Source organism: Aliifodinibius sp. S!AR15-10 (assembly GCF_031569985.1).
Classification (GTDB): Bacteria; Bacteroidota; Rhodothermia; order Balneolales; family Balneolaceae; genus JAMQKA01.
Genome location: NZ_JAMQKA010000009.1, coordinates 125,100 through 150,269 on the forward strand (window position 1 = coordinate 125,100; position 25,170 = coordinate 150,269).

The following is a 25,170-nucleotide window of genomic DNA, read 5'->3' on the forward strand; positions in this document are numbered from 1 at the left end:
AGTAGAGAAAGGCTCAATTTGTTTACAACTAATTACGATAGATTCATAGAATATGGTTTTGATTCAGCAGGAATTCTTTATTTAGACAGATTTGTGGGAAGTTTAAATCCCAAATTTAGAGAAACTAAACTTAATTACGATTATCATTACAACCCACCAGGAATTCGAGGTGAGCCTCGCTATGTGGAAGGAGTTGTGAAATACAGTAAACTACATGGCTCAGTGGATTGGAAATCTTCTAACCAAGATGTCATTAAAAAATTACTTCCATTTGGCGCGGATGAGGATCATCCTGAAATTGGTAGTGATCTAACTGATTCGTTGCTGATATATCCAAATTCTTCCAAAGGAATTGAAACAGCCTTTTATCCATATTCTGAACTTTTTAGAGAGTTTTCTACTGCAATTTGTCGTCCTAATTCATCTCTAGTAACATATGGATATGGTTTCGGAGATAGTCATATCAATTCTATTATTGAGGATATGCTGTCAATTCCGTCAACTCATTTAGTGGTAATATCTTATGATGGTAATGAGCGAATAAAATCTTTCTTTGAAAACCAAAATCCTTCTCAATTTACACTGCTTTTAGGTAAGGAGTTTGGTGACTTGGAGAAGTTGAACAAATATTATTTGCCAAAATCTGCAATTGATAGGATTTCTATCAGAAGAGCTAATCTCCTGAAAAATAGAGGAGAAGAACCGAGCGAGGATGGAAGGTTGGAACAGGAAAATGGAGTTTCAAACACAGGGGAGGAAGAATAAAATGAGAGATGAATTAAATTTTGATTCCATAAGAGAGTTAAACATTGGAACTGTTGTATCAACTTCTCCAAATGAAATAAAAGTTCTACTCGATACCAATGCACCTCAGAATACTTCCTTAAATACTGGTGTACCGAGTCTATTTCCAAGGATTAATGGCTTTGTACTGGTTCCCAAAGAAGTTGGAGCTGTTGTAGGTATGATCGATTGGATGGGAGTTGAGAGATTTAGTAGTAAAGTCAAAAATTCAGATGTTATAGATCTCCCATATCCCCAACGTAGAATGAGCATAGTGCCTATCGGTACATTAAAAAAGGAGTTTGTAGATGATAAAGAAAAGTATGTAATGGAAAGAGGTGTCTTTAGTTTTCCGTCGGTAGGTGATTCAGTGGTTATTCCTGATGAAAATCAACTTAAAGCGATTGTGAAAAATGAAGATAAAAACGCAAAAATTAATCTTGGGAAGGCACCTTTAGCAGCTAATTCAGATATTTATGTTGATCCAGACAAATTGTTTGGAAAACATTTAGCAGTTCTTGGAAATACAGGTAGTGGGAAGTCCTGCTCGGTTGCAGGCATGATTCGTTGGTCTGTTGAGGCAGCTAAGGAACACATTGAATCTGAAGAGCAAAATCTAAATTCGAGATTCATTGTTCTTGATCCCAACGGTGAATATAAACCAGCGTTTGAAGATTTAGATAATGAAGTTGAAAATCATAGGGTTTATTTAGCCGGAGAAGAGTTACAAGACGAGGTTAAATCATTTAATTTGCCAGCCTGGATGTGGAATAGCTTCGAATGGTCAAGTTTAACCAGAGCTCAACCCGGAGCACAAAGACCATTATTGTTGGATGCATTAAGAGGGATCAAATCAGGCCGTGAACTAGAAGACTCAAATCTTATTCAGTTACGTAGGTTTCTAAATGGTCAAAAAGTCAATCTTGAGAACTATTTGGCTACTCCTCCTGTAAATATGGAATGGTTAGAACATAGGAATTGTGGGAAAAGTTTAGAAAATTTCAATGAAGATTTAGAAAATATTTATTTAGATGAAGGTTTTGAAATTAATGATGAAATGAGAGAATCATTAGTATCCCTGCAAAGAACTTCAGAGAGGATTCGTAATAATCGTCATTATGTCTCACAAAGTGGAAATGAAGGATATAATGATTTTAGCGAAACTGACCTTCATACAATACATGATGAGCTTGGTACTGTTTTAGATGATATAGATTCGATAATAGATTTTCGAGGTGATAGAAATGAAAATTCTGCGGATAGTCCAATCCAGTTCCCTGTTTTAGATCTACCAGACTATCTTACGAATCTTGCTGGTCAGCAAGATATGAACCTCACTCAGTTTACTAACTTTTTGGCAATGAGGATTAGGTTTTTAGTAGAGGATGAAAGACTAAGAAACGTAGTTAATCCAGAGGATGAAGTTGGTCTAATAGATTGGTTAAATGAGTATCTTAGTGGTAAGGATCAGGGAGATCCAAGCATTGTCATTTTGGATCTTTCCTTAATTCCATCAGATGTAATTCACATTATAATAGCTGTTTTTGCAAGATTAATTTTCGAAGCCTTACAAAGGTATAGAAAAGAAAATGGTAAAGAATTGCCGACTGTATTAGCATTAGAGGAAGCCCATACATTTGTAAATAGATCATTCTCTTCAAATAATGATATTCAAAGTTATAATGAACTCTGCCTTAGAATTTTTGAGAGAGTATCTAGAGAGGGTAGAAAGTTTGGGCTCAGTTTAATCTTATCTTCCCAACGTCCATCGGAAATATCACCAACTGTACTTTCACAATGTAATTCATTTTTACTTCATAGAATTGTGAATGATCGAGACCAAGAATTGGTAAGGCGGCTGGTACCTGATAACATTGGTAGCCTCCTGAATGAAATACCTACACTACCTAGCCAAAAAGCGATTCTAGTAGGTTTAGCAACTTCAATCCCGTTATTGTTGACGATTAGAAATCTTCCTGAATCGCAACGTCCAAAGTCTGAAGATCCTAAATTTTGGGATGTATGGACTGGTAAGGAGCAAAGAGATGTCAACTGGCAACCTATAGTAGAAAAATGGCAGGGGACAGAGAGAGAGGAAAATTCAGAAAATGAAGAAAACGCTTAAATTCCAATCACCTCGGGCTTACAATCCACACCGAATGGGCTGGTAAGGGCATTCATCTGAACTAGTTCTCACCTTAGTCCCAATGCTCCGCGTTGGGACAGTATATACGCTCTGCGTACAGCCAAGCTATATGGTTAAGTTCCGGGGACGCAGAGCGTCGGCCGCATTCAGCCGCAGAGCGACTGAATGGAGAAATATTGCTTGTCCTTACTACTACAGACACTCCGAGTAGACTACTAAGTGATTTATGAGTAGGCCACCAGATAGCTTTGAGTAGACTACCAGATAGCTTTGAGTAGACTACCAAACAGCTTTGAGTAGACTACCAAACAGCTTTAAGTAGACTACCAAACAGCCTTGAGTAGACTACCAAACAGCCTTGAGTAGACTACCAAACAGCCTTGAGTAGTCTGCTCAAGCATTCTGAGTAGTCCACTCAGGCACTCTGAGTAGCCTACTCAAAGCGGCTGAGTAGCTTGTGCAAGTTTTTTTCTGTAAAAGTTACTTAGCCATAGCTGGTTTAATTGTTTTCTTCGGAGGATCCTCCGAAGAAAAATTTCGTTTATCTTGAAATTCTTCGAGCCCGTCCATCTTCAAATATCGCCGACCGGTGATCCAATCCTCGTGCTGCTCTTTGAGCATGGCTCCAAACAGCCGAAGACAACTGTCCGGATTGGGAAATATTCGCACCGGTTTGCTGCGGCGCTTTAGCTCCTGGTGGAGCCGTTCGACAGCGTTGGTCGTGCGCACCCGTCGGCGATGCGAGGCCGGGGCTACCTGGAAGACCGTTAACGTCTGCGGGGCCTGCTCGCTAAGCCAGTCGGCTACATCCGGCAGTGGATCCGATAGCTCCTCGACCAGCTCGTTGAGCTTGGCTTTCGCCTGTCGGTAGGAATTTCCCTTTTTCCACACTCTTTCCAGTGCTTCAAGAATTTGATCCTCGCGCTTTTTGGGGACCTGATCCAATGCATTCTGGCGAAAATGGTATTGGCAGCGCTGCCACGGGACCCCTGAATAGTGATCACGCAAGGCCGCCTTGATCCCGGGGTGATTGTCACTGACAAACAGCTGAACTCCGGAGAGTCCACGCTTTTTGAGTCCTTTGATAAACTCACTCCAGACCGCTTCGGACTCGCCCCAACCGGTCTCCACGGCCAGCACGTGACGATGGCCTTCTTCAGACACCCCGATTGCTACCAGAACCGCCATATCTACGATGATCCCGTCGCGACGACACCGCTCGTAGCGGGCGTCGATCTTCACGTAGGGGTAGTCTCCGGTCAGCCGGCGGGCCCGCCAGGCCTCCAGCTCCGCATCCAACTGCTCAGAGAATCGGCTAATCGTGCTGGCCGAAAATTCCTTGCCCAACAGTTGCTCGGTCACTTTGGCCATCTTTCGGGTCGACACGCCCTGCACATACGCCTCGGCCAAAGCGGCCACCAACGCTTTTTCGCTGCGTTGGTATCGCTCCAAAATAGAAGGGTAAAACTCCCCGTCGCGGGTCTGCGGGACCCGCAGATGCAGCGTCCCCACCCGAGCGGGCAGCTGGCGCGGCTTGTAGCCGTTGCGAGACGTGCGCCGCTGGTCGCTGCGCTCGTAGTGGTCGGCCCCAATATGTTGGTCACGTTCGAGTTCCATCAGCTGTTGCAGTCCTAATTGTAGAATCTCCGCCAGCAGGTTCTCGTGGCCCGAGGCCAACAAATCTTCCAGCTGAAATTCTTTGTTCTTCTTCGTATCCTTTCCTTTAGAGGTCATGGCAATGATGGTTTGGTTATGATTTTTGGTGAATCAATCAAAACCTAGCCATGGCCTTTCTTTTTTTCTACTTATCTACTTTTACAGAAACTATTATACACAGCGGCTGAGTAGATTACTATTACTCCCTCCGACGTAGTAGTAAGGGAATATCCCACTCTTACTATTCCAGGGATACTGGAATTATAACTCCAATCACTGTGGAGTGGTAAGTCCAATCGGAACGTACTAGTTAGGGCAGGCACCCCAGGGATTAAAACCCTAAAGAGGGGTGACAGGATCTGTCACCCCTAGTTTATATCTTGCCCCTAAGTTTGAAAGTGAAAAAAGGGCAATAAGCAGAATTCTCAGAATTATTAAACTTTCTACCTTTTACTTTCTACATTCAACTGGAAGAACCTTCAACATTTAACCTTCAACCTTTTAACCTTCAACAACTCCAATGCAACTGATCTCAATCGCATTCATCGTCGTTGGTCTCATTCTTGGATATCTCATCGCCTACTTCCAGCTCAAAAGCAGCCAAGCCCTCAGTAAAGAGGAAGCCGATGCCCTGGAGCAGGAACGGGAGCAGGCACTGCAGACCGTCAGCCGGCTGGAGGAGCGCAACAGCAATCTTGCGGAACAGCTGGATTCCACCGAGACAGAGCTGAAGCAGGCTGAGTCCAAAGCCAACGAAGCTGAGAAGCAGCTGGCCGAGCTCAATGCCGACTACCGCAACCTGAAGGAGCGGCTGGATGAGCAGAAGGAGGAGATGAAGGAGCTGCAGGACCGGTTCAAGGATGAGTTTGAGAACCTGGCCAACAAGATCCTGGAGGAGAAGAGCAAGAAGTTTACCGAGCACAACCGTGAGAAGATGGACGAGTTGCTGAAGCCGCTCAGCGAGAAGATGGAGGCGTTCAAGAAGAAGGTGGAGGAGACGCACAAAGAGGAGCTGGAAGCACGCGGCTCGCTCAAAAATGAGCTGAAGAACCTTATGGACCTCAACAAGCAGATGAGCGAAGAGGCCAAGAACCTGACCAAAGCCCTGAAAGGGGAGTCCAAGACCCAGGGCGCATGGGGAGAAGTGATTTTGCAGCGCATCCTGGAGCGGTCGGGGCTCCGCAAAGGCAAGGAGTACTTGATGCAGGAGAGCATTACCAACGGTGATGGCCGCCGCCTGCAGCCCGATGTGGTGGTGAAGCTGCCCGACGAAAAGCACCTGATTATCGACTCAAAGGTCTCGCTTACCGCCTACGAGCGTTACTCTTCGGCTGATGATGAGGAGAAACAACAGCAGGCCCTGAAGCAGCACGTCGCCTCGCTGCGCAGCCATGTGAAAGGTCTTAGCAGCAAAAACTACCAGCAGCTTTACGGCGGCAATAGCCCCGACTTTGTGCTGATGTTCGTGCCTATCGAATCGGCCTTCGGCGTGGCCCTGCAGTATGACGCTGACCTCTATTACGAGGCTTTCGAGAAGAATATCGTGATCGTGAGTCCCTCCACGCTGCTGGCCACGCTGGCTACCATCGACAGCGTGTGGAAGCAGGAACGCCAGAATCGGTATGCCATGGAGATCGCCGAACGGGGCGGGGCGCTGTATGACAAGTTTGCCCTGTTCGTGGAGAGCATGCAGGACATCGGCATGCGGATGCGGCAGACCCGCGAAAGCTATGACGAGGCGATGAGCCGCCTTTCTACGGGACACGGCAGCCTAACCCGACAGGTGGAGATGCTCAAGGAACTGGGGGCCAAGGCCTCCAAGCAACTCCCGGAGAGTATGACCGAGAAGCCTGGAATATTGGAAGAAAAGGCAGAATCGTTTGCTGATGATGTAGAACAAGAATAGCAGCGTAATGCGTGATACGTAATGCGTAATTATTTTGTGTTTATTACGCATTACGTATCACGCATTACGCATTTACTTATTGAAATATAGTTGGCATATTCTGCCTGTTATGAAACTAATCCATCTTTTATTACCCGCTGTTTTTTTCCTCCTTTCAGTAGCCCTGCCGGCAATGGCACAGCCTGAAACAACCGGTTTGGGCGCTAGTACCCAAGCTCGTTCAGGATCTGAGGCTATCAACCAGGCTATTGTCAACACGGCAACACCAATTGCGGTGGGGATTGGTACTGTTAAATTGTTCAACAACAATACGATCCAGACCATGGGGGCTTCACTTGCACTTTACGGGTTGATCGTCGGCCCTTCTACCGGCAATTTTTATGGTAATGATTATCTGCGTGGGGGACTCGGGGCTCTGACCCGCGTTGGGGCGGCCTTTCTACTACAGGATGCCACAAGTGAAGTGTTTGGCCGCGATTTTGCCGATGCGCTGAATGTTGATAATGAGCCCGTTTCTATTGAGGATACCAATATCATTGTGGGCAGTGCCCTGCTGGTTGGCACCATCGTCTACAATATTGCATCGGCACCTGCCTCGGTACGTGAGTACAACCAGAGTATGGGATATGCCATGGAGATCAGGAGTCTTCAGGGGACCAATCGTTCGGTACCTATGATTACAGCAAGGATCAGTTTTTAGGTGATATAGTTTCGCAGGTGATGGCAGGGAAATACTTGAAAAGAAAGAACTTATGGAGTTGTGCTTAGAATTTTTTTAGCATAAATTTCTCGCCCTCTTCAATTATTCACTCCTCATACCTCAATCCTTTAAATACCTTCCATCCCTCAATCCCTCTTAAATCCCAACGGTTCCACAAGGGAGGCCAGGGTCTTGCCATCGTGGTTTGATATTGCCGCATACCAAGTGTTGTCCCATTTCCAGGATACCACGTGTTTCCCATTCACATTCCTGATATGAAAATCCTTGGCTTTAATACACGAGTTGACCGCTTCCTGGCTGCGCGATAACTCTTCAAACCGTTTCAGATCGGTGATTTTGAAGGCAAAAATATAGATGTATTGATCCTCTGACGGTAGGTAATATTCCATCAACGGCGTTTTGAAACCAGGCACAAAGTCGCTAAAAACCACACCCTTGAATTCAGCATTCTTCAAAGGGGGCACCGTCACAGGCATGTCAAACGCGTGGGCCAGTTCCAGTTCAGCATTAGCAATACTGGCCGTCGATATAGTCGGCTTAATCATCTTGCCTTCATGCTTTATAAAATGATTATAGGCATACTCCTCTACATTATATGAATTGACCGGAGACTGCATGTAAAAGTTGATACCAAACACGATTGCTGCGACCAAGATTGAGGCTGCAGCAGCATATCTCCATGTGCTACTCCTTTTAGTGGCAGGTGAAGTAGCTTTTTCTGTGGTCATGGAGTGTTCGGTGGGCATATCATAGATCGGTTCCTCCTTTGGCTCACTATTGCCAGATTGCTGAGTGTCCAGAAAATGTTGTATACGTTTTTTTAGTCGATCCGGGGCATTGGCACACGGACACCTCGTGGAAATCACATTTTTGAGCTTTTTGGCCGACTCATATTTTGACCGAACAGATTGGTCCTGCTGAATATAGGCCAGAAAAGCGATACGCGTATCCTCATCAACCTCATCATCTACCACCGGTGTGATAAGCTCTAATGCTTCTTTTCTGGTAAGCTTACTTCCAGACATCCTTATAACCCCTCAGTCGATCTGCTGACATTTTTCCATATACTATTCAATTCCTAACTGACAACATCAACGGTTTAATGAGTGTTCCAAATACAAATAAAAAACTACACCTTGCTTGATACCAGGTAGAACCCGTCCAAAACGGGCATAGAGATATCGGCTGGAACCAATAGTTTTTGCCGCATAGTGCTGGCATTTAGCATCCTGGTGTTGCCGAAACCAACCGAATCAAGCGTAGATTCGTACTCTTCTTTTGACCAGCCCAGCCGAATTTTTTCCCCAACCATCGTTACGCCGGCTTTAAATACGGATCTGCGAACAACCGACAGCTCATCGAGAGCGAATATGGTGCTGATCAAAGTCGCTTTATTGTTAAAAAAAGTTACCAGATCTTCAAGGATTTTTTTGCTTTGTTCCGGATATAGGTAATCAAAGAAGCCTTCAGCAACAATCACCGTCTTTCGATTGGGGTCCAACGGGGGGATTAGTTCCAAATTGATCTTATTATTCCCCTCCGAAACGTGATGAGAAAGCAGATGCAGATTGGCATTTTGCATGCCGTGCTGTTTTATAAATTGCTCCTTCAGCGATGCCATACCCGGTGCGTCAATCTCGAAACTACAGGTTCCTTTTTGTGAGTGGAGCATTGCCAGGTGGTCAAAACCGGCCCCCAGCACCAGCAATTGCTCATAGCCGCTGTCAAGCAGCTGATCCACCTGCTGACCGATAAAATATTTGCGCATGATGATGTGCATCAGGTCGCCGGGCAGCAGCAGCTCTTCAGAAAAGAGGAAGAACCTGCGTATCCATTTTTTCTTTAGTACAGAATGGTATAAGTGCAACGGTTTAGGCAAAAATTGAACCAACCGGTCATAAAACCGGATGATCTTCTCATCAAACCAAGAGCGGTAGGGATCTGTCTGGGTGAGCCCATAGAATTTTATCGCTATAAAAGCTGCCGTCTGGCTAATCTGGTTTGGTTGCATATGTGCGAAACGTATCGATTTTTGCTATCAAGCCCAACAGATTTGGCTGGAATTCGTCCGTTCTCACTTGGCACAGTTAAACAGGCTCCAGGGTTCAGCTTTCGGCGAAGGGAGTGTCAGCTGGACATCCTCTTTGCTCATGGGGTGCTGAAAAATGAGCTCGACAGCGCGCAATGCCATGGTTCGGCCATCCGGCTGTCGGCGACCATATTTGTAATCGCCCCATACCGGGTAGCCCTCTTCGGCCAGCTGCACCCGTATTTGGTGGGGACGTCCAGTCTGCAGGTGAACAGCCAGCAGGCTGAGTTCTTCCTGTTGCTCCAGCCTTTGGAAGGAGAGAATCGCCTTTTTGCTGTCCTGGTTTTTGGGAGAGGCAGTAGTGACCCGGTTGCGATTCCTGTTCTTCACCAGGTGATGCGTTAGGAAACCGTTGAGAGGCGGATCTCCATACACGATGGCGTGATAGGTCTTTTGAACAGTACGATCCCGCAACTGATCGCTAAGTTGTTTGGCAGCCTTTTGGGTTTTGGCCAGGAGCATCAATCCGCCAACAGGGCGATCCAGCCGGTGCACAAGACCGAGGTAGACATTCCCTCTATTGTTATATTCCTGCCTGAGATACTGCTTGCAGAGCGTCACCACATCGGGATCCCCGGTGTGATCCTCCTGGGAGAGCAGTTCATGGGGCTTGTCGATGACGAGGAGGTAATTGTCCTCAAAAACAATGGGAATGTCTGGCGACGTGCTTGTAGACTTGTTCATCAGGCGTTAATGTAGCGTTCAATTCGTTTTTTCAGTTCCGGTTCGGTATTCAGGCTAACGACGACCAGCAGGATCACGTTCACTGCGAGTCCCCAGAGCCCTTCATGTAAAGGCACGGGACGTAAATCCGGATACAAGAGGAAGAAGATTGTTACCAGGATTCCACTGGTTAATCCCGCAAGAGCTCCTTTGCCGGTGGCACGCCGCCAGTAGAACATAGAGAAAACCGGTGGAAATATCTGTGCCACTCCGCCGTAGGCCCCGAGCAGGAGTGCGACAATGGAAACTTCGGAAATGACGGCAAAGTAATAGGCTGTCAATCCGATCAAAACTACCAAGATACGTATGAATCGACGCTGCTTTTCATCATTCATTTCCCCGCGAAAGAATTTGGTGATGCCGTCCCGTACGGCGATTGAGGCTGCTGAATGAAGAATGGCGTCCCCGGAGGACATCGAGGCCGCAAGGGTTCCGGCAACCACCAGTCCAACCACAATTACAGGCAGATCAATTTGAGTGAGCAGGAAAGGAACCACAGTATCCGCCTGATCGATACCGGGAAAAGCGAGGATGGCAGAAAATCCAATTAGAAGGATAGGGACAATAAAAAGCTGAAAGCTGGGGTATAGGACGACCGTCAGTTTTACGGTCTTGTCGCTGTTGGCAGCAAAAGCCCGCATAAACAGGTGAGGCCACATCGAAAAACCGATGGCAGAGACAAGTACTGCTGAACTGAATGCCCACCAGTTCCACGGCTTGCCCGCAGCATCCAGTCCCGGGGCGGTGAGCATCGCTGAGAGATCGCTTTGTGCAATTTGGGTAAACATTTCACCAACGCCGCCATACAATTCATTGGGCAGGTAGATGCCCAAAAACCACGCTATGACCATCATGAACAACCCCTGGAACGTGTTGGTCCATCCAACGCCCATGAGCCCACTGTAGAACACGTAGATCAGTACGACCCCGTAGGCCAATGCAGCCCCCAGCCATTGGGGAATGTGACCTTCACTGATAGTTGAGAGGACGTAACCAGCGCCCTTCATTTGGAGTGTGAGGTACGGAATAAAGGCAATTACACTTAAAACAGCCAGGAGTACAGAAATCATTTTGCTGTTGAAGCGATCTTCCAGCAGTTCGGCCTGTGTTACAAAGCCATATTTTTCACCCAGTCGACGGGCTTTGGGACCAAAGAAGTAGAACGGGATAATGCCGGTAGTACCATATGCGATGATGTAAAAGGCTGCTGCGCCCCGGGAATAGGCCCAGCCGGGTCCCCCGAGGAATGCAAATGATGAGAATATTGAAGCACCCATCACAAAATAGAGGACCAGGAGGTTCATCCTGCGATCGCCGGCCACAAAACCTGAGACACTACTCGATACTTGCAGCCCGGGAATAATCCCCATAGCCAGGGAAATGAGCAGGTACAATCCGCAACAAATAAGTATGATAATCCAGTCTTCCAACGAAAGTCAGGAGGTTTGAGATTCAGGGGATTTACGTTCCGGATCAGTAAGGTAATACCAAAGGATAGTCAAAAAAGAGGCGATCAGCATGCCGACAACCCATGCAAATGAAAGCGGCAAACCCAGGATCATGGGAGAGATATCCGAAAAAAGTGGGTAGACCGGCCAAATGATACTGATTTGGATCAGAAGTATGATGACCAAGAAAATCTTTTTTCGTGTTGTCATATTTCAATGGCGGTTTTATGCACTACCAAAAAATTCTGTCCTTTGCTGCCCTTTTGATTAACCGAATGTACTGTTTTGAGTAGGCTATTATAACAGTAAAAGATTGCAAGGAAAAGTATTGATAAGAAGAGCTTCCCCGTTAATTTTGTGACATTTTAATCCTAATAAATCCGGCAATCTTTAATTTTCGTATATCCCCTTAGTTACTTGCTATACAAGTGGAGAATACGAAGTTGAATATGAATACCAGGAAATATTAACGATCGGAAACCAGGAGAAGGCCATGACTAAGCAAGCCGAGAAGAGAAACCTGTACTACAAGGGTAATAATATTGTATTGATTGGAGAGGAGACTGGTGGTTTTGGTCCCGGCACCATAATACATATTGATGCAGATGGCGATGGCGTTTTTGAAAGACAAACAATTGTCGACGCGGAGGGATTGTATACTATCGGTATCGAAATACCTTCAAGTTTGACTCGTGGAAACGACGAGTTTTTAAAATCTGAATCGTGCTATGAAACAGCTAATGCCGGCAAAGAGCGGCCTGTCTTGGAGCTCTCAATGTATATGACCTCAGCGGATGAGAGCCGGGAAAGTCCCACCGAGATACTAAACTGTATACAAATTGATGTAGAAAATCTTGCCGCTTCAGTCCCCGAGAATCTCGTCTATTCTGAATTGGTAGTTCCCGATAAAGACGAGAATGAGGTAGCCTTGCCAAAAGCTGATGAGCTTCTTCCAGGTATTCCCCTGGAGAAACTAATACCCGTTGAGCCAGGCATCTGTACTTGCAGTCCCTGTGGGGAAGAAGACACACTGATAGGTTCGTCACTCGAAGCGTACACTCAAAGCTACACACCAACTGAGCATGGGGTAGAATTAGCGACGGGAAAGATACGGCACCATTTCCCGATTACCGATTTCCAAACCAGAAAACTGGGCTTTAACCTGAACCTGCACCATATCTCACTGACGGATTATAACGGCCCCTGGGGACAAAGTATCTCCCACAGTTTTAATATGATGATTATTCGATCCGGAGAACGGACCGGCCAGATTGTTACCCCCGATTTGCGTTGCTATTATATCTATTCGGAAGATGGCAAAACCTGGGAACTTCCCTGCGGTTTCTTCTCCAGGTTGACACTTGATCCGAATATGCACCGATGGACACTGACACACTTCTCAGGATTGGAAACCCAGTTTTTTGAAGGGGCAACAAACTATCCTGGATATCCTGTTCGGATCAGCGATCCCAATGGCAATGAAATGCGCCTGGAGTACGATTCTTCGGGTACCCTTTGTCATATAATAACCGATCTTGAACAGGTTCAGACGCTGGATTTTGGATCCGATGGCCGTATCAATTCATTTACTGACCACATTCAACGCACCTGGTCGATGCTTCATGATATCGATGGACGCCTGGTCCAGGTTAAGACCCCCGATACCGAGTATGCGGATATCCCGGCCTCCACAGAAATTACTGAAAAAGACCTGCCAAGCGTTCTGAAGACCCAAACCCGGGTATGGACACTAGGTTATTTGGACATGGAATTTCCCAATCATATAAGGCAGGTAACAGATCCTCGCGGGGCGGTGCCCAAAGCTTTTGAATTCGATGAGTATGGTCGAGTGAATGTAGCTCGCATCAACAGCAATGATGTGATTTTCCAATACCAAGCGGGGAACGAGGAGTTCGCAATACCCATCGCGTTTGAACCGCTCGAGGAGACCAACCTGTGTGTAAGTGTGACCGACCGGGAACAGAATATCTCGGTATATGAAATACATGGTGCTGCCGGCGGCCCCTTGAACAAAGATTACCATTTATTTGATGAATATGGCCGTCAACTGGATACACATGGGAAATTTGGGCTTCGACGAAAGCTTGAAATTACCGAGTCCGGGAAGGGAAACGAACCTCTCAGGCCCGATGAGCCACCCTTCTGGGAGCAGCGCTGGCTACACGACTGTGACTGCCTCTCACCGGCCGCTATCGCCGAGCCGTTCCGGGGCGATGAATCCCAAATCGAATATGATGATTGGGGTATCCCCGTGAATTACCCTGTTGATCGGTTTACATACAATACGAATAGGCAGATACTCAGGAGGGAACGCACCGACGGAACCGACAGCATAGTGACAGAATCAACTTATCAGCCGTACAGTTTTGGGGATCAGGGGCAGTTTTCACGCATGCTGAATCACTCTGAATCCCGGGCATTTGATGATAATCCCATCTATTCGGGCCTCAGTTTTGAACACACCTATGCATATGACTCTTTTGGCAATAAAACAAGGTATGAATCCCCGGCTGTGACACGGGGCGTTGATACTACCCAGGTAATTGCAGAATCATGGACCTACAATGAATTTGGCCAAACGCTTATCCATACTGACCCAAATTGCAATCTGACAATACACACATATTTTGACGGGCCAAGCAGTGGCGGAGATATCAATACCAAAGGTGCGTTCGGCGGCTATCTGCAATCGGTAACACGTGGGGCCGAAGGCTCTTTTGACGCAGTGACAAATATTACCAGCCAGTACAAGGTGAATGCACTGGGGATGATTACCAAGATGATCGACCACAAAGGATTCTTTTACGACACAGAATACAATGATCTACAGGAAATCACTTGTGAAATTGAGCCTGCTGTCACTCTGCACAATGGGCTGCAGTTTCGCTATGAAACCCGTTTCATCTATGATGGTGCAGGCAACAAAGTTATTGAACGACGTAGTAATATCGACCTGGATGGAACTGTACCGCAAATTCAATGGATCGACCGGTCCAAAAGCTTTGACGAGGTTAACAACTTGCTTTCGGACAGGGTGGAGGTGGATGCAGATGATGCCAACGATCTTATCAACCGGTATGCGTATGATGGAAATGACGATCCTACTGTGACCCGGAAACCGAAAGGGAACCGGGAATTTTGGCTATATGACGAGCGTCGGCTGCGTTTCAAATTTTTTTACGGGGTGGCACCTGTTCCTGATCCCAGTCGAACTCCGCTGCTAGACCCAGCTAATAGCCTGGATGATAATCCATCTGCTGTTGATATAAGTTCGGGGTATCCGTCTGATAAACGAGCTGAAACACTGGAAAATACTTCGTTTGTCGGATTGACAATTAATACCTATGACGCCCGCAGTAATAATGTGGAAAGACTAGACGGTCGGGGAAACCTCAGTTATAACTTCTTTGATTTCGATGACCGTCAAATCGCTTTTTCCGATCAAAATGGCAACGGGTGGCTGCGCGAGTATGACGATGCCTCCAATATTCTGACTGGGTCGAGGGGAGCGATATCCCAGGAAACGGGAGAGATCACTGAGCTACTGGAACGCAGTTACATGCGATTTGATGAAAACGGGCGCCGGTATAAGCAAGTATTGGATATCGATCTCAGCACCGATGAAAGTAGCCTCCTGGATCCGGAAGATGGGAAAAATTCGAGCTACAAGACGGTTTTTGACCCGGGATCGCGCACAGTCCGTAAGATCGATGCCAACGGCAACGCGACTATCATGGACTATGATGCTGCCGATCGACCGCTCACTACCACCGACGCGATGGGCAATCGACAAATTTCGGCTTACGATGCCAACTCGAATGTTATCAGTCTAACGGAAATCGAGATACCGGGCCCGGGCGCTGTGGGGCAAAAGGAAACGTACGTTACCACCTATAGCTACGACGAACTCAACAGGCAGACAGAGCAACACATTCGTGGTCTCGATGGCGACAGCATTGATCATGCGTGGTACTTTGCCTACGACTCCCGCAGCAATGAGCGCCTGGTCCAAGATGCTGAAAAGAACTTCACCATCACTACATTTGACGATAACAACCGCCCGGTTATGATGCAGCGTTTTGACGGAAATCCCTTTACTGGTAACTTCACCGAACTGCAACATTATGAATCGGGTTACGACCAAAATAGTAATTTGGTTGAGGAACGGGCCCTGTCGGATATCAAAAATCCCGGAAGCATCCAGGTTACTCGTCATGCTTTCGACGACCTGGATCGGAAAATCCGTACCGTTTACCCCGACTCCGACGATCCGGTTGACGGCAGTGGTGATGGACCGGATAGAATTTATGACCGTGTTGAAGTGATCTATGACCCGAACTCCAATCCTATACAGGTTACAGATCAGCGAGAGGTAGTTTTTAATACCAGTTTTGACCAAGGTAACCGGCCGGTTGAGCAGGAGGTCAGCCTGCCCCCCGACGTGCCCGGAACGACCAGGCAAACGTTTAGGTTCGATGCGCTTAACCGAACGGTCAGTGCTCGAAATAACTATGCAAAAGTTGATCAGGTCTACGATGCCTTCTCACGTCTCGTCAAAGAAACGCAGTCGATCCGCCTGGATGGCATGGGATTTAGCAAAGGGTGGCAGCAACCGGTAAAACTGGTGCATAGCTATGATAAGCATTCGAATCGAACCAGCTACCAGGTGGTGGACGGTAGGAAGAAAGATCTGGATGTGACCTTTACGCATGACGCCCTAAACCGGGTAGGTACAATATCTTCAGCCTATTTCAGAGAACCGTTTAAACCCATTGCTGATTATACCTACATCGGTCCGTGGCGGGTACAAAAGAAGAAGCTGGGAAATGGAGCAGGGCTCTCTTGTACCTATGATACAAAACGCAGAATCCGAGTCCACCAGTGGGATGGTCCGGATAGATTGCTGACTGGATTTGAGTATGCCTACGACCGTATGGATAATGCCACATACGAGGGCTTCACCCATGACTTAGGGCTATACGATCACTTCCAGTATAATAATCGTTATGAGATTACAGGGGTAACCTACCGCGTACCCGGCTCTATCGCACCCGCCACTCCCACCAACGCCTTTATTTATGATGATCTGTTTAATCGCAAAAAGGCAGCATTTGGCAATCCTTTTGACAGCGAAGCGAATACCAATGACAGCTACTCAAACAACAGTGCAAATGAGTGTATACAGCTAAAACGTAATGGCAGGGCGACCAATCCCACCTATGACCGTGCGGGTAATGCAACCTCTTTTTTAGTAAGGCCCATGACTGGAAATCCTGATAGGAAAGACATCACAGCCTCCGCACGCTGGGACGCATACAACCTGCTCTTTGATATTGATCCGGTGGGCGCAAATTCCAAACAAGAATACCGCTATGACCCGATGTGCCGCAGGGTCGCGACACTGGAGCTGAATGACTCGGAAATCGCTGAGGGGGGGCGGCGCTATATTTATGATGGATGGAATGTGGTAGAGGAGCGATTGTTTGAGGAGGGCGCGACCCTAGCCAAAGCCCAGAATGTGCTAGAACGTATTTATGTGAACGGCCAGCAGGTCGATGAACCACTACTGGCGGCCATTGACCGAGATGCGGACGGAAAACTGGGTGATGGCAACGACAAAAATATACTGGACCAGAACGCCGACCAGGAGTATTACTATCTGAATAATCGTCTGGGCAGTATTATGGCGCTGCTGGATGCGGATAATCCCAACCGGATTCTGGAGTACTACCGCTACAGTATCTATAGTGAACCCACTGTTCTGCCGGTTCTGGATGATAACGGAGATGGATTGGAAGGCACGCCGTTTGATTTGTCTGATAACTTTGAAGCAGGTTCACAAGGCGCTTCATTAGGATTTGGGAATTATTACCTTTTTACGGCACGAAGATTCGACGAAAAAACCGGGCTTTACTATTACCGGAATCGGTATTATGAAGTTTTTGGGGCAAAATTTTTGGGACGTGATCCTTTAGGATACATAGATAATCTCAATCTTTACACCTTTGTTCAATCAAATCCAGTGAATAATACCGATCCGGTTGGTTTATTTGATAGTACTCAATGGGTACATGAAGAAACAGTTAGCCTTAAGAATTCTATTGGTCCAACAGGATCTGGCCCCTTGTATAGCCAAATTATAACCGAATTGGATAAAGCTTTTAACGAGCTCACCCCAGTTATTGGTAGTGTTACAATAACCGATAAGTGGTTCTTTTATCAGAACAAGTCCTCTTCCAAAGGGTTTGATTCAATTACGCGTTCATTATTACGGGCTACCATCGGGGCACAGAAGGAGTATAAGGTTTTAAACCTGCCCTTACTACCATCCATATTTATTGTTAAGCCGAAAGTCACTAGTCGGACGGATAGGTATGCGTTTCAATTTTATTATGTACCCAAAGAAACAAAGAAAACTAACAATCAAATAAAATTTAGTAATGCTAATGAACTTAGCACATCTGTTACTTTGGATGCTGGTATAGAATGGCAGTACGTTACAATTAAATCATCTGGCACTATATCTAAAACAGCTAGTGAAGCTGCAGAAATATTTTGCCCCAAAGCTTTTGAACATACATATCACGTCCTTGTAAAGGGCAGTGGTTATATCTTTGCATTGCAAAGTGGAAGTCCAGTGAGTATCCCGTGGAATGTGACAAGCAAAAATGTAGGTACTGTATCTATTTATGATGACGATGAAAATGCAAAGGCAAATTTAGGTTGAGAGTAATGGAATCGGGATGATTCCTAAAAAGTTATAAAAAGATGCTTTTAAAGGCTCTGATCATAACATGTCTGGATCTTTCGTACTGTGAAGGTATATTCACTGAGCCTTACCTATAAGCATGCATACATAGCCAATTTTTCAATAAAAAAGTGGAAGGTAAGTAAATTATTTGCAAATTAGTTGAGATATACCAAGTAGAAACCAAGTCGTTATCTTACTGATTCTTGGGAAATGTTTCTATATTTTTAGCTCAGAAAAATAAGTGTATCCCTCGTTTTAACCCAATCGGTCAGCACAATTCCAATTGATGTTTTTAGTAGATGAGTAGTGACACCACAGATATTGATGTTCAGGAAAAGGTAGATCATCTGCCTACGTCTCCCGGAGTGTATATGTTTAAGGACAAAGGAGGGAATCATCTGTATGTTGGCAAAGCGAAACGGCTCCGCAACCGGGTGCGCTCCTACTTCCAGGATTCCGGGGGACATGACGGACGCATTAAGGTGATGGTACGCAAAATTGATGACCTGGAGGTGATTGTTACTGATTCAGAGGCCGAGGCTCTGATTCTTGAGAACAATCTGATCAAAAAGCACCAGCCGCGGTATAATATTATGTACCGGGATGACAAGTCCTATCCCTATATCTGTATAACCAACCAGGAGCGGCCGCGGGTATTCCCTACTCGAACAGTGATCAGTGACGGCAGTAAATATATCGGTCCCTATGACAGCGTGATGCATATGCGTCGTATGCTGGAGACCATTCGAAAGGCTTTTGGTCTATGTACCTGTGCGATCTCATCCAAAAACATTAATCGCACGAAGGGCGCTCCCAGATGGGGATCCTGCCTGGATGATTACCTGGACCGGTGTTCTGAGGAGCTGGATTTTGAGGAGTACAAAGCCAATATTGAGAAGGTGGAGCGGATGCTAAACGGGCGCACCGACCAGTTGATGCGCGATTTAAAAGAAGAAATGCAGATCGCCTCCGAAGCGCTCGAATTTGAGAAAGCCGCCCGCATTCGCGACAGCCTTAAGGCCGTAGAGAAATACAGTAAGAAAATGAAGATGGTGGCCGACAAGAAAGTCGACCGCGATGTGTACGCACTTACAGTTGATGAGGAGATTTCAGAAGCATGTGGCGTGTTGTTTAAAATCCGTGAAGGAAAGCTGTTGGGTAAATTCCACCGGTTCCTTAAAAACATCTCTCACCTGGAAGAAGGAGAGATGCTGCAATCGTTTATTGAGGATTACTACACTGGTCAGTTTGCGGGCGCGATTCCGGATGAAGTCTATGTAAGCCACGACTTGCCGGAAGATGATCCTCTGCTGCAATACCTGTGGCAGGAGCGGGGGCGAAAGGTACCGATTCACCGGCCGCAGAGGGGAGAAAAAGCGCAACTGATGCGGATGGCGATGTCAAACGCGGAGCTCCTTCTGGGTCAACGCAAGCTGGAGAAGGAGAAAGCCAATCGAAAACGTATTCCCAATTCTGTTGAAGAGTTGAAAGAGCATCTGCAGCTCGACCGTCTGCCGCGGCGAATCGAGTGTTTCGACAATTCCAATATCCAGGGATCGGATCCTGTGGCTTCCATGGTGTGCTTTGTGGATGCGAAACCACGAAAGAGTTCCTACAAGCGGTTCAATATAAAAACGGTTGAGGGGCCTGACGACTTTGCATCCATGAAAGAGGTGGTTAGCCGGCGATATAAGAGGGTAATGAAGGAAAAGCAGCAGATTCCCGACCTGATTGTGGTGGATGGGGGAAAAGGACAGCTGAATGCAGCGATTGCGGCCCTTAAAGAGATCGGCTTTTATGGGGAATGTGAGATCGTCGGACTGGCGAAACGCTTGGAAGAGGTATTCCTGCCCGGGAAGTCGGATCCTGTAATGATTCCAAAAACTTCTTCCGCACTGAAACTGCTTCAGCAGGTGCGTGACGAGGCCCACCGTTTCGCCATCAACTTCCACCGAAACAAACGGGCCAAACGAACCATAAAGACAGAACTGACCAATATATCGGGAATCGGTGCAAAAACAGCTCAAAAACTCCTTAATCATTTTGGATCAGTTAAAAAAGTGAAAGAAGCCCACAAGAAAGAAATACAAGCTGAGGTTGGAGAAAAAACCGGGGAAACAGTCTACAGCTATTTCAGAGATAAGGAGGAAAGTTTCGAAGAAGAGTAGTATGAAACCGCCTGGACATACTTTTCGTAATAGTCATTTACATGTAGTGAAGTGTATTTAGCTTGTAAACCTGCAGGGAATGGTCTCACATTATCATGTGATATACATTCTTTATTGCAGGATATACCATTTATAGTAGTGATGGACAGTTATATAGCCGTGAAACTTTTACCAACGGATCTCTGTACAATTGTTCTTCATTCATTCAAATATATATGTAACTGGAAAATTGGTTAATTTATGATGAATGTTTACAAGTAAAATTATTGTTGTATATGGGAGTGAAAAGTCAGAAAACGACAATAACATCTAAATTTGCAAAAATGCCAGTTGCATTGACGTCGAAAATTTGCAATAATCAGGCGTGAGGAAAAGCTTATGAAATTTGAGAAAGCAGAACATATTAGTTCAAAATATCAACGACTGGATGATAAGGATCTTGTTCGATTCTACCGCCAGAATGGCGATGAAATGGCGTTCAGCGAGTTGATGAACCGGCATCAATCCAAGATTTATTCCTACATCTACAGTATGGTGGGAAGTGGTGATGTCGCTGATGACATCTTCCAGGAGACCTTCACAAAGGTTATCACAAAGATGGATGACACCTATAACGAGCAAGGTAAATGGATAGCTTGGGTGATGCGCATTGCTCATAATGCAACTATTGATTATTTAAGAAAACAAAAACGATTCGTCGACGTTAGTTCTAACTACGACGAAGAATCAGGTACTGATTTCTATGAACGGCTGCCTGACGAAGACATGGTCAGCGCTGAAGAACAGCTTGAAAAAGAAGAAGCGAAAAGCAGCCTGATGAAACATATCGCTGATCTTCCTGAAGAGCAGCGAACGGTAGTAATGCTTCGTCACTATTACGAAATGCCGTTTAAGGAAATCGCCGAATTAACGGATGTTTCCATTAATACCGCACTAGGACGTATGCGGTATGCGTTAATAAATCTTCGTAAACTCTTTGAAGAAGAAAAAGAACAAGAAGAAAATAAATATGCCGAACGACGATAATGCCTCGATTCGCTATCTGATGAAGGAGATGGATCCTTCAGAGGAAGTGCTCATGGAGCGTTCGATGATGGAAGACGAGGATCTGCTAATTGAAGTTGAGTGTATGCGACAAACGCTCAAACGATTGGATGAAGATCTTCCGGAGATGGATCCTCCAGCTCATGTTACACAGGACATTCTAAACAAAGCCTCCAAACACAAACCGAATACCAGGAGTGGGCTGATTCCTATATCCTTTAGTGGATCGAGAATCGGTTATGTAGCTGCGGCTGCCGTCATGGCTATCGGTTTGGTATCCGGCGTTTTGTTGTATCAAGATCGGGTGGGAGGTACGGAATCGGACTCACAAACGCAGCAGAACAGTTCTGCGGCTTCGGTCTCTTCTTCCCCGACAGTAGATGTAGATGCGGGGCAGCTCAACGCCTCGATTCAAAGTCAGGCCGTTGAAACAGCGGAGGCAGAAATAGAACCTTGGGTAGATCACCAACAAATTCTGCGGTTCCAGGATCAATTTAGTGAGCAAACGCGAACGGAATTCGATTCTATGCTCAATACTTCTATTCAAAAGTTAAAACCGATAGATGATCCATTGGACATGGGTAGTCGATCTCGTTCCCTGCAGTTGACGGGATCTGAGCAATAGTTCGTAATTTTATAAAATTATCTAAAAATGCAGCTTAACGGCTGCATTTTTTATTTTATGGTGTTAATATGGTAATAAACGGTGCAGCATAATCTAATTCTACGCTCTTGATTACTCATACTTCTGCCATTGTATTCAGAACGGTTGATTATTCTGAATCAAGTAAAATTGTAACCCTGTTTACCGAAGAACACGGTAAGATAGCGGTGATGGTACGCGGTGTGAAGAAACCCAAAAGCAAGTTTTCAGGCCTGATGGAGGTGGGTAATTTGCTGGATGTGGTTTATTACTATAAATCATCTCGTTCGGTGCAGACGCTCTCTGAAGCCAGTTATCTTGAAAAGACCTTTAATATCCGGACCAATTTTGAAAAGATCGCCACACTCACTTCTGCCATTGAGTTGATGAACCAGTTGTTACATGACGAAGAAGTGAACCTGCCGATATTTGAGGTTGGCAAACGTTTTATACTTTGGCTCAACGAAACAGATCAATCCCCTCAGCAGATTTTCCCCTACCTGCAGATTCGTCTCGCAGAACTCGTAGGTCACGGGCTGCAACTTCATATTAAAAATGAAGATGATGAAACGCCACAATCACAATATTTCTTTAATTTAGAAACGGGGCTTATTTCCACAGATAGTGCCGCTTCATACTCATACAAGTTGACACAAAATCAGTTTATGTACGTACGATTGGCCCTGCAGTCGCGCAGTTCCAGGCTTATGGAGATTGATTTTGAAACTGGAGAACTCAAACATTGGATTGAGCACCTGGATCGTTATTTTAAATACCATGTAGAGGGATTCAGGAACCGTAAATCGGATGCTATTTTTGAACAATTATTGCAGGAATAATTATGAAATCCCGAAACAGATATCTTACCGGTGTTTTACTGCTGCTGATTGGAATCGTAATCGGCACGATCTTTTCTCTTTACCAACAGGGGGTCTGGGTTAATGACCAGGCCCAGGTCAATGTGACGGAGGTGAAACGTAGTAGTGAACCGGTACTGCCGGAGCGGGCGCTTGAAAATGTCGATGCCCGTTTTCTGTTTAAATCTGTAGCACAACGGGTAAAGCCCACTGTTGTTTATATAGAGACCGTGATTCCAGTCAACGGAGCCCAGGTGCCCGATGATGAGAATCACGACCGCGACGAGGGATTTTGGGATCGGTTTTTACCGCACAAAGCACGGACTGTCGGATCTGGAGTTATTATTACAGAAGATGGTTATATCCTGACAAACAATCACGTGATCGATGATGCGGTGCAAAACGGTATTGAAGTGGTACTGAATGACAAGCGGATGTTTAAAGCCCGCGTAGTGGGAACAGACCCCTCCACTGATCTGGCAGTCATTAAAATCGACAGCAACGAGCTGCCTTCTATTGTCGTGGGCAATTCTAACCAGGTGGAAGTAGGAGAGTGGGTCCTTGCGATTGGTAATCCATTTCGATTGCGTTCTACCGTAACGGCCGGTATCGTGAGCGCTATGGGACGTGGCAACCTGGATGTGATACATGAGCAGCTGGGAGTGGAAAGTTTTATCCAAACCGATGCCGCCATCAATAAAGGCAACAGCGGTGGGGCACTGGTCAACACAAGTGGAGAGCTTATCGGCATTAATACAGCGATCGCCTCTCAAAGTGGTAATTACCAGGGGTATGGATTTGCCGTGCCGGCGAATCTCGCGTTAAAAGTAGCGCGCGATATTATCGAGTATGGAGAAGTTCGCCGCGCACTGCTCGGTGTTTCCATACAGGGAGTAGACCAAAGGTTGGCCGACGAGCTAAGTATGGATAAGATTCGGGGAGTGATGATTTCAGACGTGGAATCCGGTCTTGCAGCTGATGAGTTTGGGCTGCAGAGCCGGGACGTGATACTGGCGGTAAATGATGAACCTGTGAATGAAGCGAATGAATTACAGGAGAAGATCGCGGTGTTAAGTCCGGGCGATGTTGCAAAACTTACAATCTGGCGGGGTGGCGATGAGTTTGATCGAAATGTAAAGCTTGGCCAAATAGAAGAGATGAGTCAGGAAGTGTTTTCCAATTCCCTGGAAATAAGGCCGGAAGAGGAACAGGAGCACAGGAAGTACGGGAATGGTGTAGAGTTTGGCACGTTCTCACTGGGATTCAAAGTAATGGCGCTTTCAAAGCCGGAGAATGCTGAAAAATTTGATCTCATTATCACTGAGATTGAGGAATCCTCCGAAGCTAAGCGGCGCGGGTTGAAGGAGGGATACGAGATCCTTAAAGTAAATAAAACCAAAGTTGAAGATCTGGAAACTTTAAAGGATCTTATCGATCGAAGTTTAGGCAAGCAGGGTTCCGTGCTGCTACAGGTCGAAACAGAAGATGGTGCTGTCGGCCATTTTGAACTGAAACAGTAAATTATAGATTTTTTTGATGCCTCGTTTTCACATTACTGCGATTTTATTTGTTCTCTCCACGTTAGTAATTTCATGCTCAACTCTACAACCAACGACGACCGACGCCCCTGCCGAGCAGACTGAAAGCAGATCATTTTATCCCACTTGGTATTCATCCAGTGAGTTTGTAGCTACTGATTCAACATACACTGCGTATGGCACGGCGCTTGGGGTTTCTTCAGATGCAGCCACACAGAAAGCGGTAGCAAAAGCACAAGCAAATTTCGAACAGCATCTGTCATCGCGACTGGAATCGGCAAGAAATAGTGCAGTAGAATCCGGGAGTGATGAAATGGAATCCTCAGAGTTTATATTTGTACTGCGGTCTGCAGAAGCTACTATTTCCGATGCCTTAACCGTGTCTGATCAAGAGGCGAAATCTTCAGATAAGTTCGGTTACCATGGATTTGCCGCAGTTACTATCTCCAGGGAAGCACTGATCAGTGATCTCGGGAGCCATCTTGAACCACACCGTTCCACTTGGGAGAAATTGAAAAACGACCTTTAAAACTCTGTGGCTATTTTATACTAGTGTCATTACCACTAAATAAAAGGGGTAAATGTGATTGGGTTTTTGTATTTTTCGAATAAAACATCATGGATAAACTCACCTTTCCCGACCTCTCTCAACAAGTCAAAGATCAACTCCTTACTT

17 protein-coding genes are annotated in these 25,170 nt (G+C 45.9%); 11 read left to right on the forward strand and 6 right to left on the reverse strand.

The window, feature by feature from the left end; translation table 11 throughout:
• Nucleotides 1-18 precede the first annotated feature (18 nt).
• The gene (locus NC796_RS08445; protein WP_310683904.1) at nt 19-765 is read left to right on the forward strand and encodes an SIR2 family protein; all 747 of its coding nucleotides are present in this window, start codon (nt 19-21) and stop codon (nt 763-765) included.
• The gene (locus NC796_RS08450; protein ID WP_310683906.1) at nt 713-2,908 is read left to right on the forward strand and encodes an ATP-binding protein; all 2,196 of its coding nucleotides are present in this window, start codon (nt 713-715) and stop codon (nt 2,906-2,908) included. The genes NC796_RS08445 and NC796_RS08450 overlap by 53 nt, the downstream gene beginning before the upstream one ends.
• Nucleotides 2,909-3,409: 501 nt before the next feature.
• Here NC796_RS08450 and NC796_RS08455 read toward each other — a convergent pair.
• Nucleotides 3,410-4,663, reverse strand: coding sequence for an IS256 family transposase (locus tag NC796_RS08455; protein WP_310683908.1), 1,254 nt, complete (start codon nt 4,661-4,663; stop codon nt 3,410-3,412).
• 442 nt (nt 4,664-5,105) lie between these two features.
• Between NC796_RS08455 and rmuC the strand changes: the two genes are divergently transcribed.
• Together rmuC and NC796_RS08465 are read left to right on the forward strand one after the other, a co-directional pair.
• Nucleotides 5,106-6,491, forward strand: a complete 1,386-nt coding sequence (gene rmuC, locus NC796_RS08460) for a DNA recombination protein RmuC (protein WP_310683910.1) — start codon at nt 5,106-5,108, stop codon at nt 6,489-6,491.
• Between the two features lie 109 nt (nt 6,492-6,600).
• A complete protein-coding gene (locus tag NC796_RS08465) occupies nt 6,601-7,191 on the forward strand; it encodes a hypothetical protein (RefSeq protein ID WP_310683912.1) in 591 nt (196 codons plus the stop codon).
• Between the two features lie 146 nt (nt 7,192-7,337).
• On the opposite strand, the gene NC796_RS08470 is transcribed toward NC796_RS08465, so the two are convergent.
• The 5 genes from NC796_RS08470 to NC796_RS08490 form a co-directional block, all read right to left on the reverse strand.
• Nucleotides 7,338-8,237: a hypothetical protein gene (locus NC796_RS08470; protein ID WP_310683914.1), complete on the reverse strand. Its 900-nt coding sequence runs from the start codon at nt 8,235-8,237 to the stop codon at nt 7,338-7,340.
• 104 nt (nt 8,238-8,341) lie between these two features.
• Nucleotides 8,342-9,223, reverse strand: coding sequence for a class I SAM-dependent methyltransferase (locus NC796_RS08475; protein ID WP_310683916.1), 882 nt, complete (start codon nt 9,221-9,223; stop codon nt 8,342-8,344).
• A gap of 63 nt (nt 9,224-9,286) precedes the next feature.
• A complete protein-coding gene (locus tag NC796_RS08480) occupies nt 9,287-9,985 on the reverse strand; it encodes an RluA family pseudouridine synthase (protein ID WP_310683918.1) in 699 nt (232 codons plus the stop codon).
• Complete coding sequence (locus NC796_RS08485) at nt 9,985-11,454, reverse strand: sodium:solute symporter family protein (protein WP_310683920.1); 1,470 nt, start codon at nt 11,452-11,454, stop codon at nt 9,985-9,987. The genes NC796_RS08480 and NC796_RS08485 overlap by 1 nt, the downstream gene beginning before the upstream one ends.
• A gap of 6 nt (nt 11,455-11,460) precedes the next feature.
• Nucleotides 11,461-11,682 (reverse strand): hypothetical protein, encoded by a 222-nt coding sequence (locus NC796_RS08490; protein ID WP_310683922.1) that lies wholly within the window; start codon nt 11,680-11,682, stop codon nt 11,461-11,463.
• Nucleotides 11,683-11,965: 283 nt separating this feature from the next.
• Between NC796_RS08490 and NC796_RS08495 the strand changes: the two genes are divergently transcribed.
• The 7 genes from NC796_RS08495 to NC796_RS08525 all read left to right on the forward strand — a co-directional run bounded on the left by NC796_RS08495 (nt 11,966) and on the right by NC796_RS08525 (nt 25,023).
• Nucleotides 11,966-18,220, forward strand: coding sequence for an RHS repeat-associated core domain-containing protein (locus NC796_RS08495; RefSeq protein WP_310683924.1), 6,255 nt, complete (start codon nt 11,966-11,968; stop codon nt 18,218-18,220).
• A 323-nt stretch (nt 18,221-18,543) separates the two neighbouring features.
• Nucleotides 18,544-20,412: an excinuclease ABC subunit UvrC gene (gene uvrC, locus NC796_RS08500; RefSeq protein WP_310683926.1), complete on the forward strand. Its 1,869-nt coding sequence runs from the start codon at nt 18,544-18,546 to the stop codon at nt 20,410-20,412.
• Nucleotides 20,413-20,790: 378 nt separating this feature from the next.
• Complete coding sequence (locus tag NC796_RS08505) at nt 20,791-21,438, forward strand: sigma-70 family RNA polymerase sigma factor (protein WP_310683928.1); 648 nt, start codon at nt 20,791-20,793, stop codon at nt 21,436-21,438.
• Nucleotides 21,422-22,081 carry a hypothetical protein gene (locus NC796_RS08510; RefSeq protein ID WP_310683930.1) on the forward strand — a complete coding sequence of 220 codons (660 nt, stop codon included), beginning with the start codon at nt 21,422-21,424 and terminating at the stop codon, nt 22,079-22,081. Before NC796_RS08505 ends, NC796_RS08510 begins: the two co-directional genes overlap by 17 nt.
• A gap of 107 nt (nt 22,082-22,188) precedes the next feature.
• Entirely contained in the window at nt 22,189-22,938 is a 750-nt protein-coding gene (gene recO / locus NC796_RS08515; protein WP_310683932.1) for a DNA repair protein RecO, read from the forward strand.
• Between the two features lie 2 nt (nt 22,939-22,940).
• Nucleotides 22,941-24,476 carry a trypsin-like peptidase domain-containing protein gene (locus NC796_RS08520; protein ID WP_310683934.1) on the forward strand — a complete coding sequence of 512 codons (1,536 nt, stop codon included), beginning with the start codon at nt 22,941-22,943 and terminating at the stop codon, nt 24,474-24,476.
• 16 nt (nt 24,477-24,492) lie between these two features.
• Nucleotides 24,493-25,023, forward strand: a complete 531-nt coding sequence (locus NC796_RS08525) for a hypothetical protein (protein WP_310683936.1) — start codon at nt 24,493-24,495, stop codon at nt 25,021-25,023.
• Nucleotides 25,024-25,170: the final 147 nt, after the last annotated feature.

What these genes read in the sequence shown, in the direction of transcription:
- NC796_RS08450 (WP_310683906.1), top strand. Translation starts at nt 713, where the DNA reads ATGGAAGGTTGGAACAGGAAAATGGAGTTTCAAACACAGGGGAGGAAG.
- NC796_RS08455 (WP_310683908.1), bottom strand. Translation starts at nt 4,663, where the DNA reads ATGACCTCTAAAGGAAAGGATACGAAGAAGAACAAAGAATTTCAGCTG.
- rmuC (WP_310683910.1), top strand. Translation starts at nt 5,106, where the DNA reads ATGCAACTGATCTCAATCGCATTCATCGTCGTTGGTCTCATTCTTGGA.
- NC796_RS08465 (WP_310683912.1), top strand. Translation starts at nt 6,601, where the DNA reads ATGAAACTAATCCATCTTTTATTACCCGCTGTTTTTTTCCTCCTTTCA.
- NC796_RS08470 (WP_310683914.1), bottom strand. Translation starts at nt 8,237, where the DNA reads ATGTCTGGAAGTAAGCTTACCAGAAAAGAAGCATTAGAGCTTATCACA.
- NC796_RS08475 (WP_310683916.1), bottom strand. Translation starts at nt 9,223, where the DNA reads ATGCAACCAAACCAGATTAGCCAGACGGCAGCTTTTATAGCGATAAAA.
- NC796_RS08480 (WP_310683918.1), bottom strand. Translation starts at nt 9,985, where the DNA reads ATGAACAAGTCTACAAGCACGTCGCCAGACATTCCCATTGTTTTTGAG.
- NC796_RS08490 (WP_310683922.1), bottom strand. Translation starts at nt 11,682, where the DNA reads ATGACAACACGAAAAAAGATTTTCTTGGTCATCATACTTCTGATCCAA.
- NC796_RS08495 (WP_310683924.1), top strand. Translation starts at nt 11,966, where the DNA reads ATGACTAAGCAAGCCGAGAAGAGAAACCTGTACTACAAGGGTAATAAT.
- uvrC (WP_310683926.1), top strand. Translation starts at nt 18,544, where the DNA reads ATGAGTAGTGACACCACAGATATTGATGTTCAGGAAAAGGTAGATCAT.
- NC796_RS08505 (WP_310683928.1), top strand. Translation starts at nt 20,791, where the DNA reads ATGAAATTTGAGAAAGCAGAACATATTAGTTCAAAATATCAACGACTG.
- NC796_RS08510 (WP_310683930.1), top strand. Translation starts at nt 21,422, where the DNA reads ATGCCGAACGACGATAATGCCTCGATTCGCTATCTGATGAAGGAGATG.
- NC796_RS08520 (WP_310683934.1), top strand. Translation starts at nt 22,941, where the DNA reads ATGAAATCCCGAAACAGATATCTTACCGGTGTTTTACTGCTGCTGATT.
- NC796_RS08525 (WP_310683936.1), top strand. Translation starts at nt 24,493, where the DNA reads ATGCCTCGTTTTCACATTACTGCGATTTTATTTGTTCTCTCCACGTTA.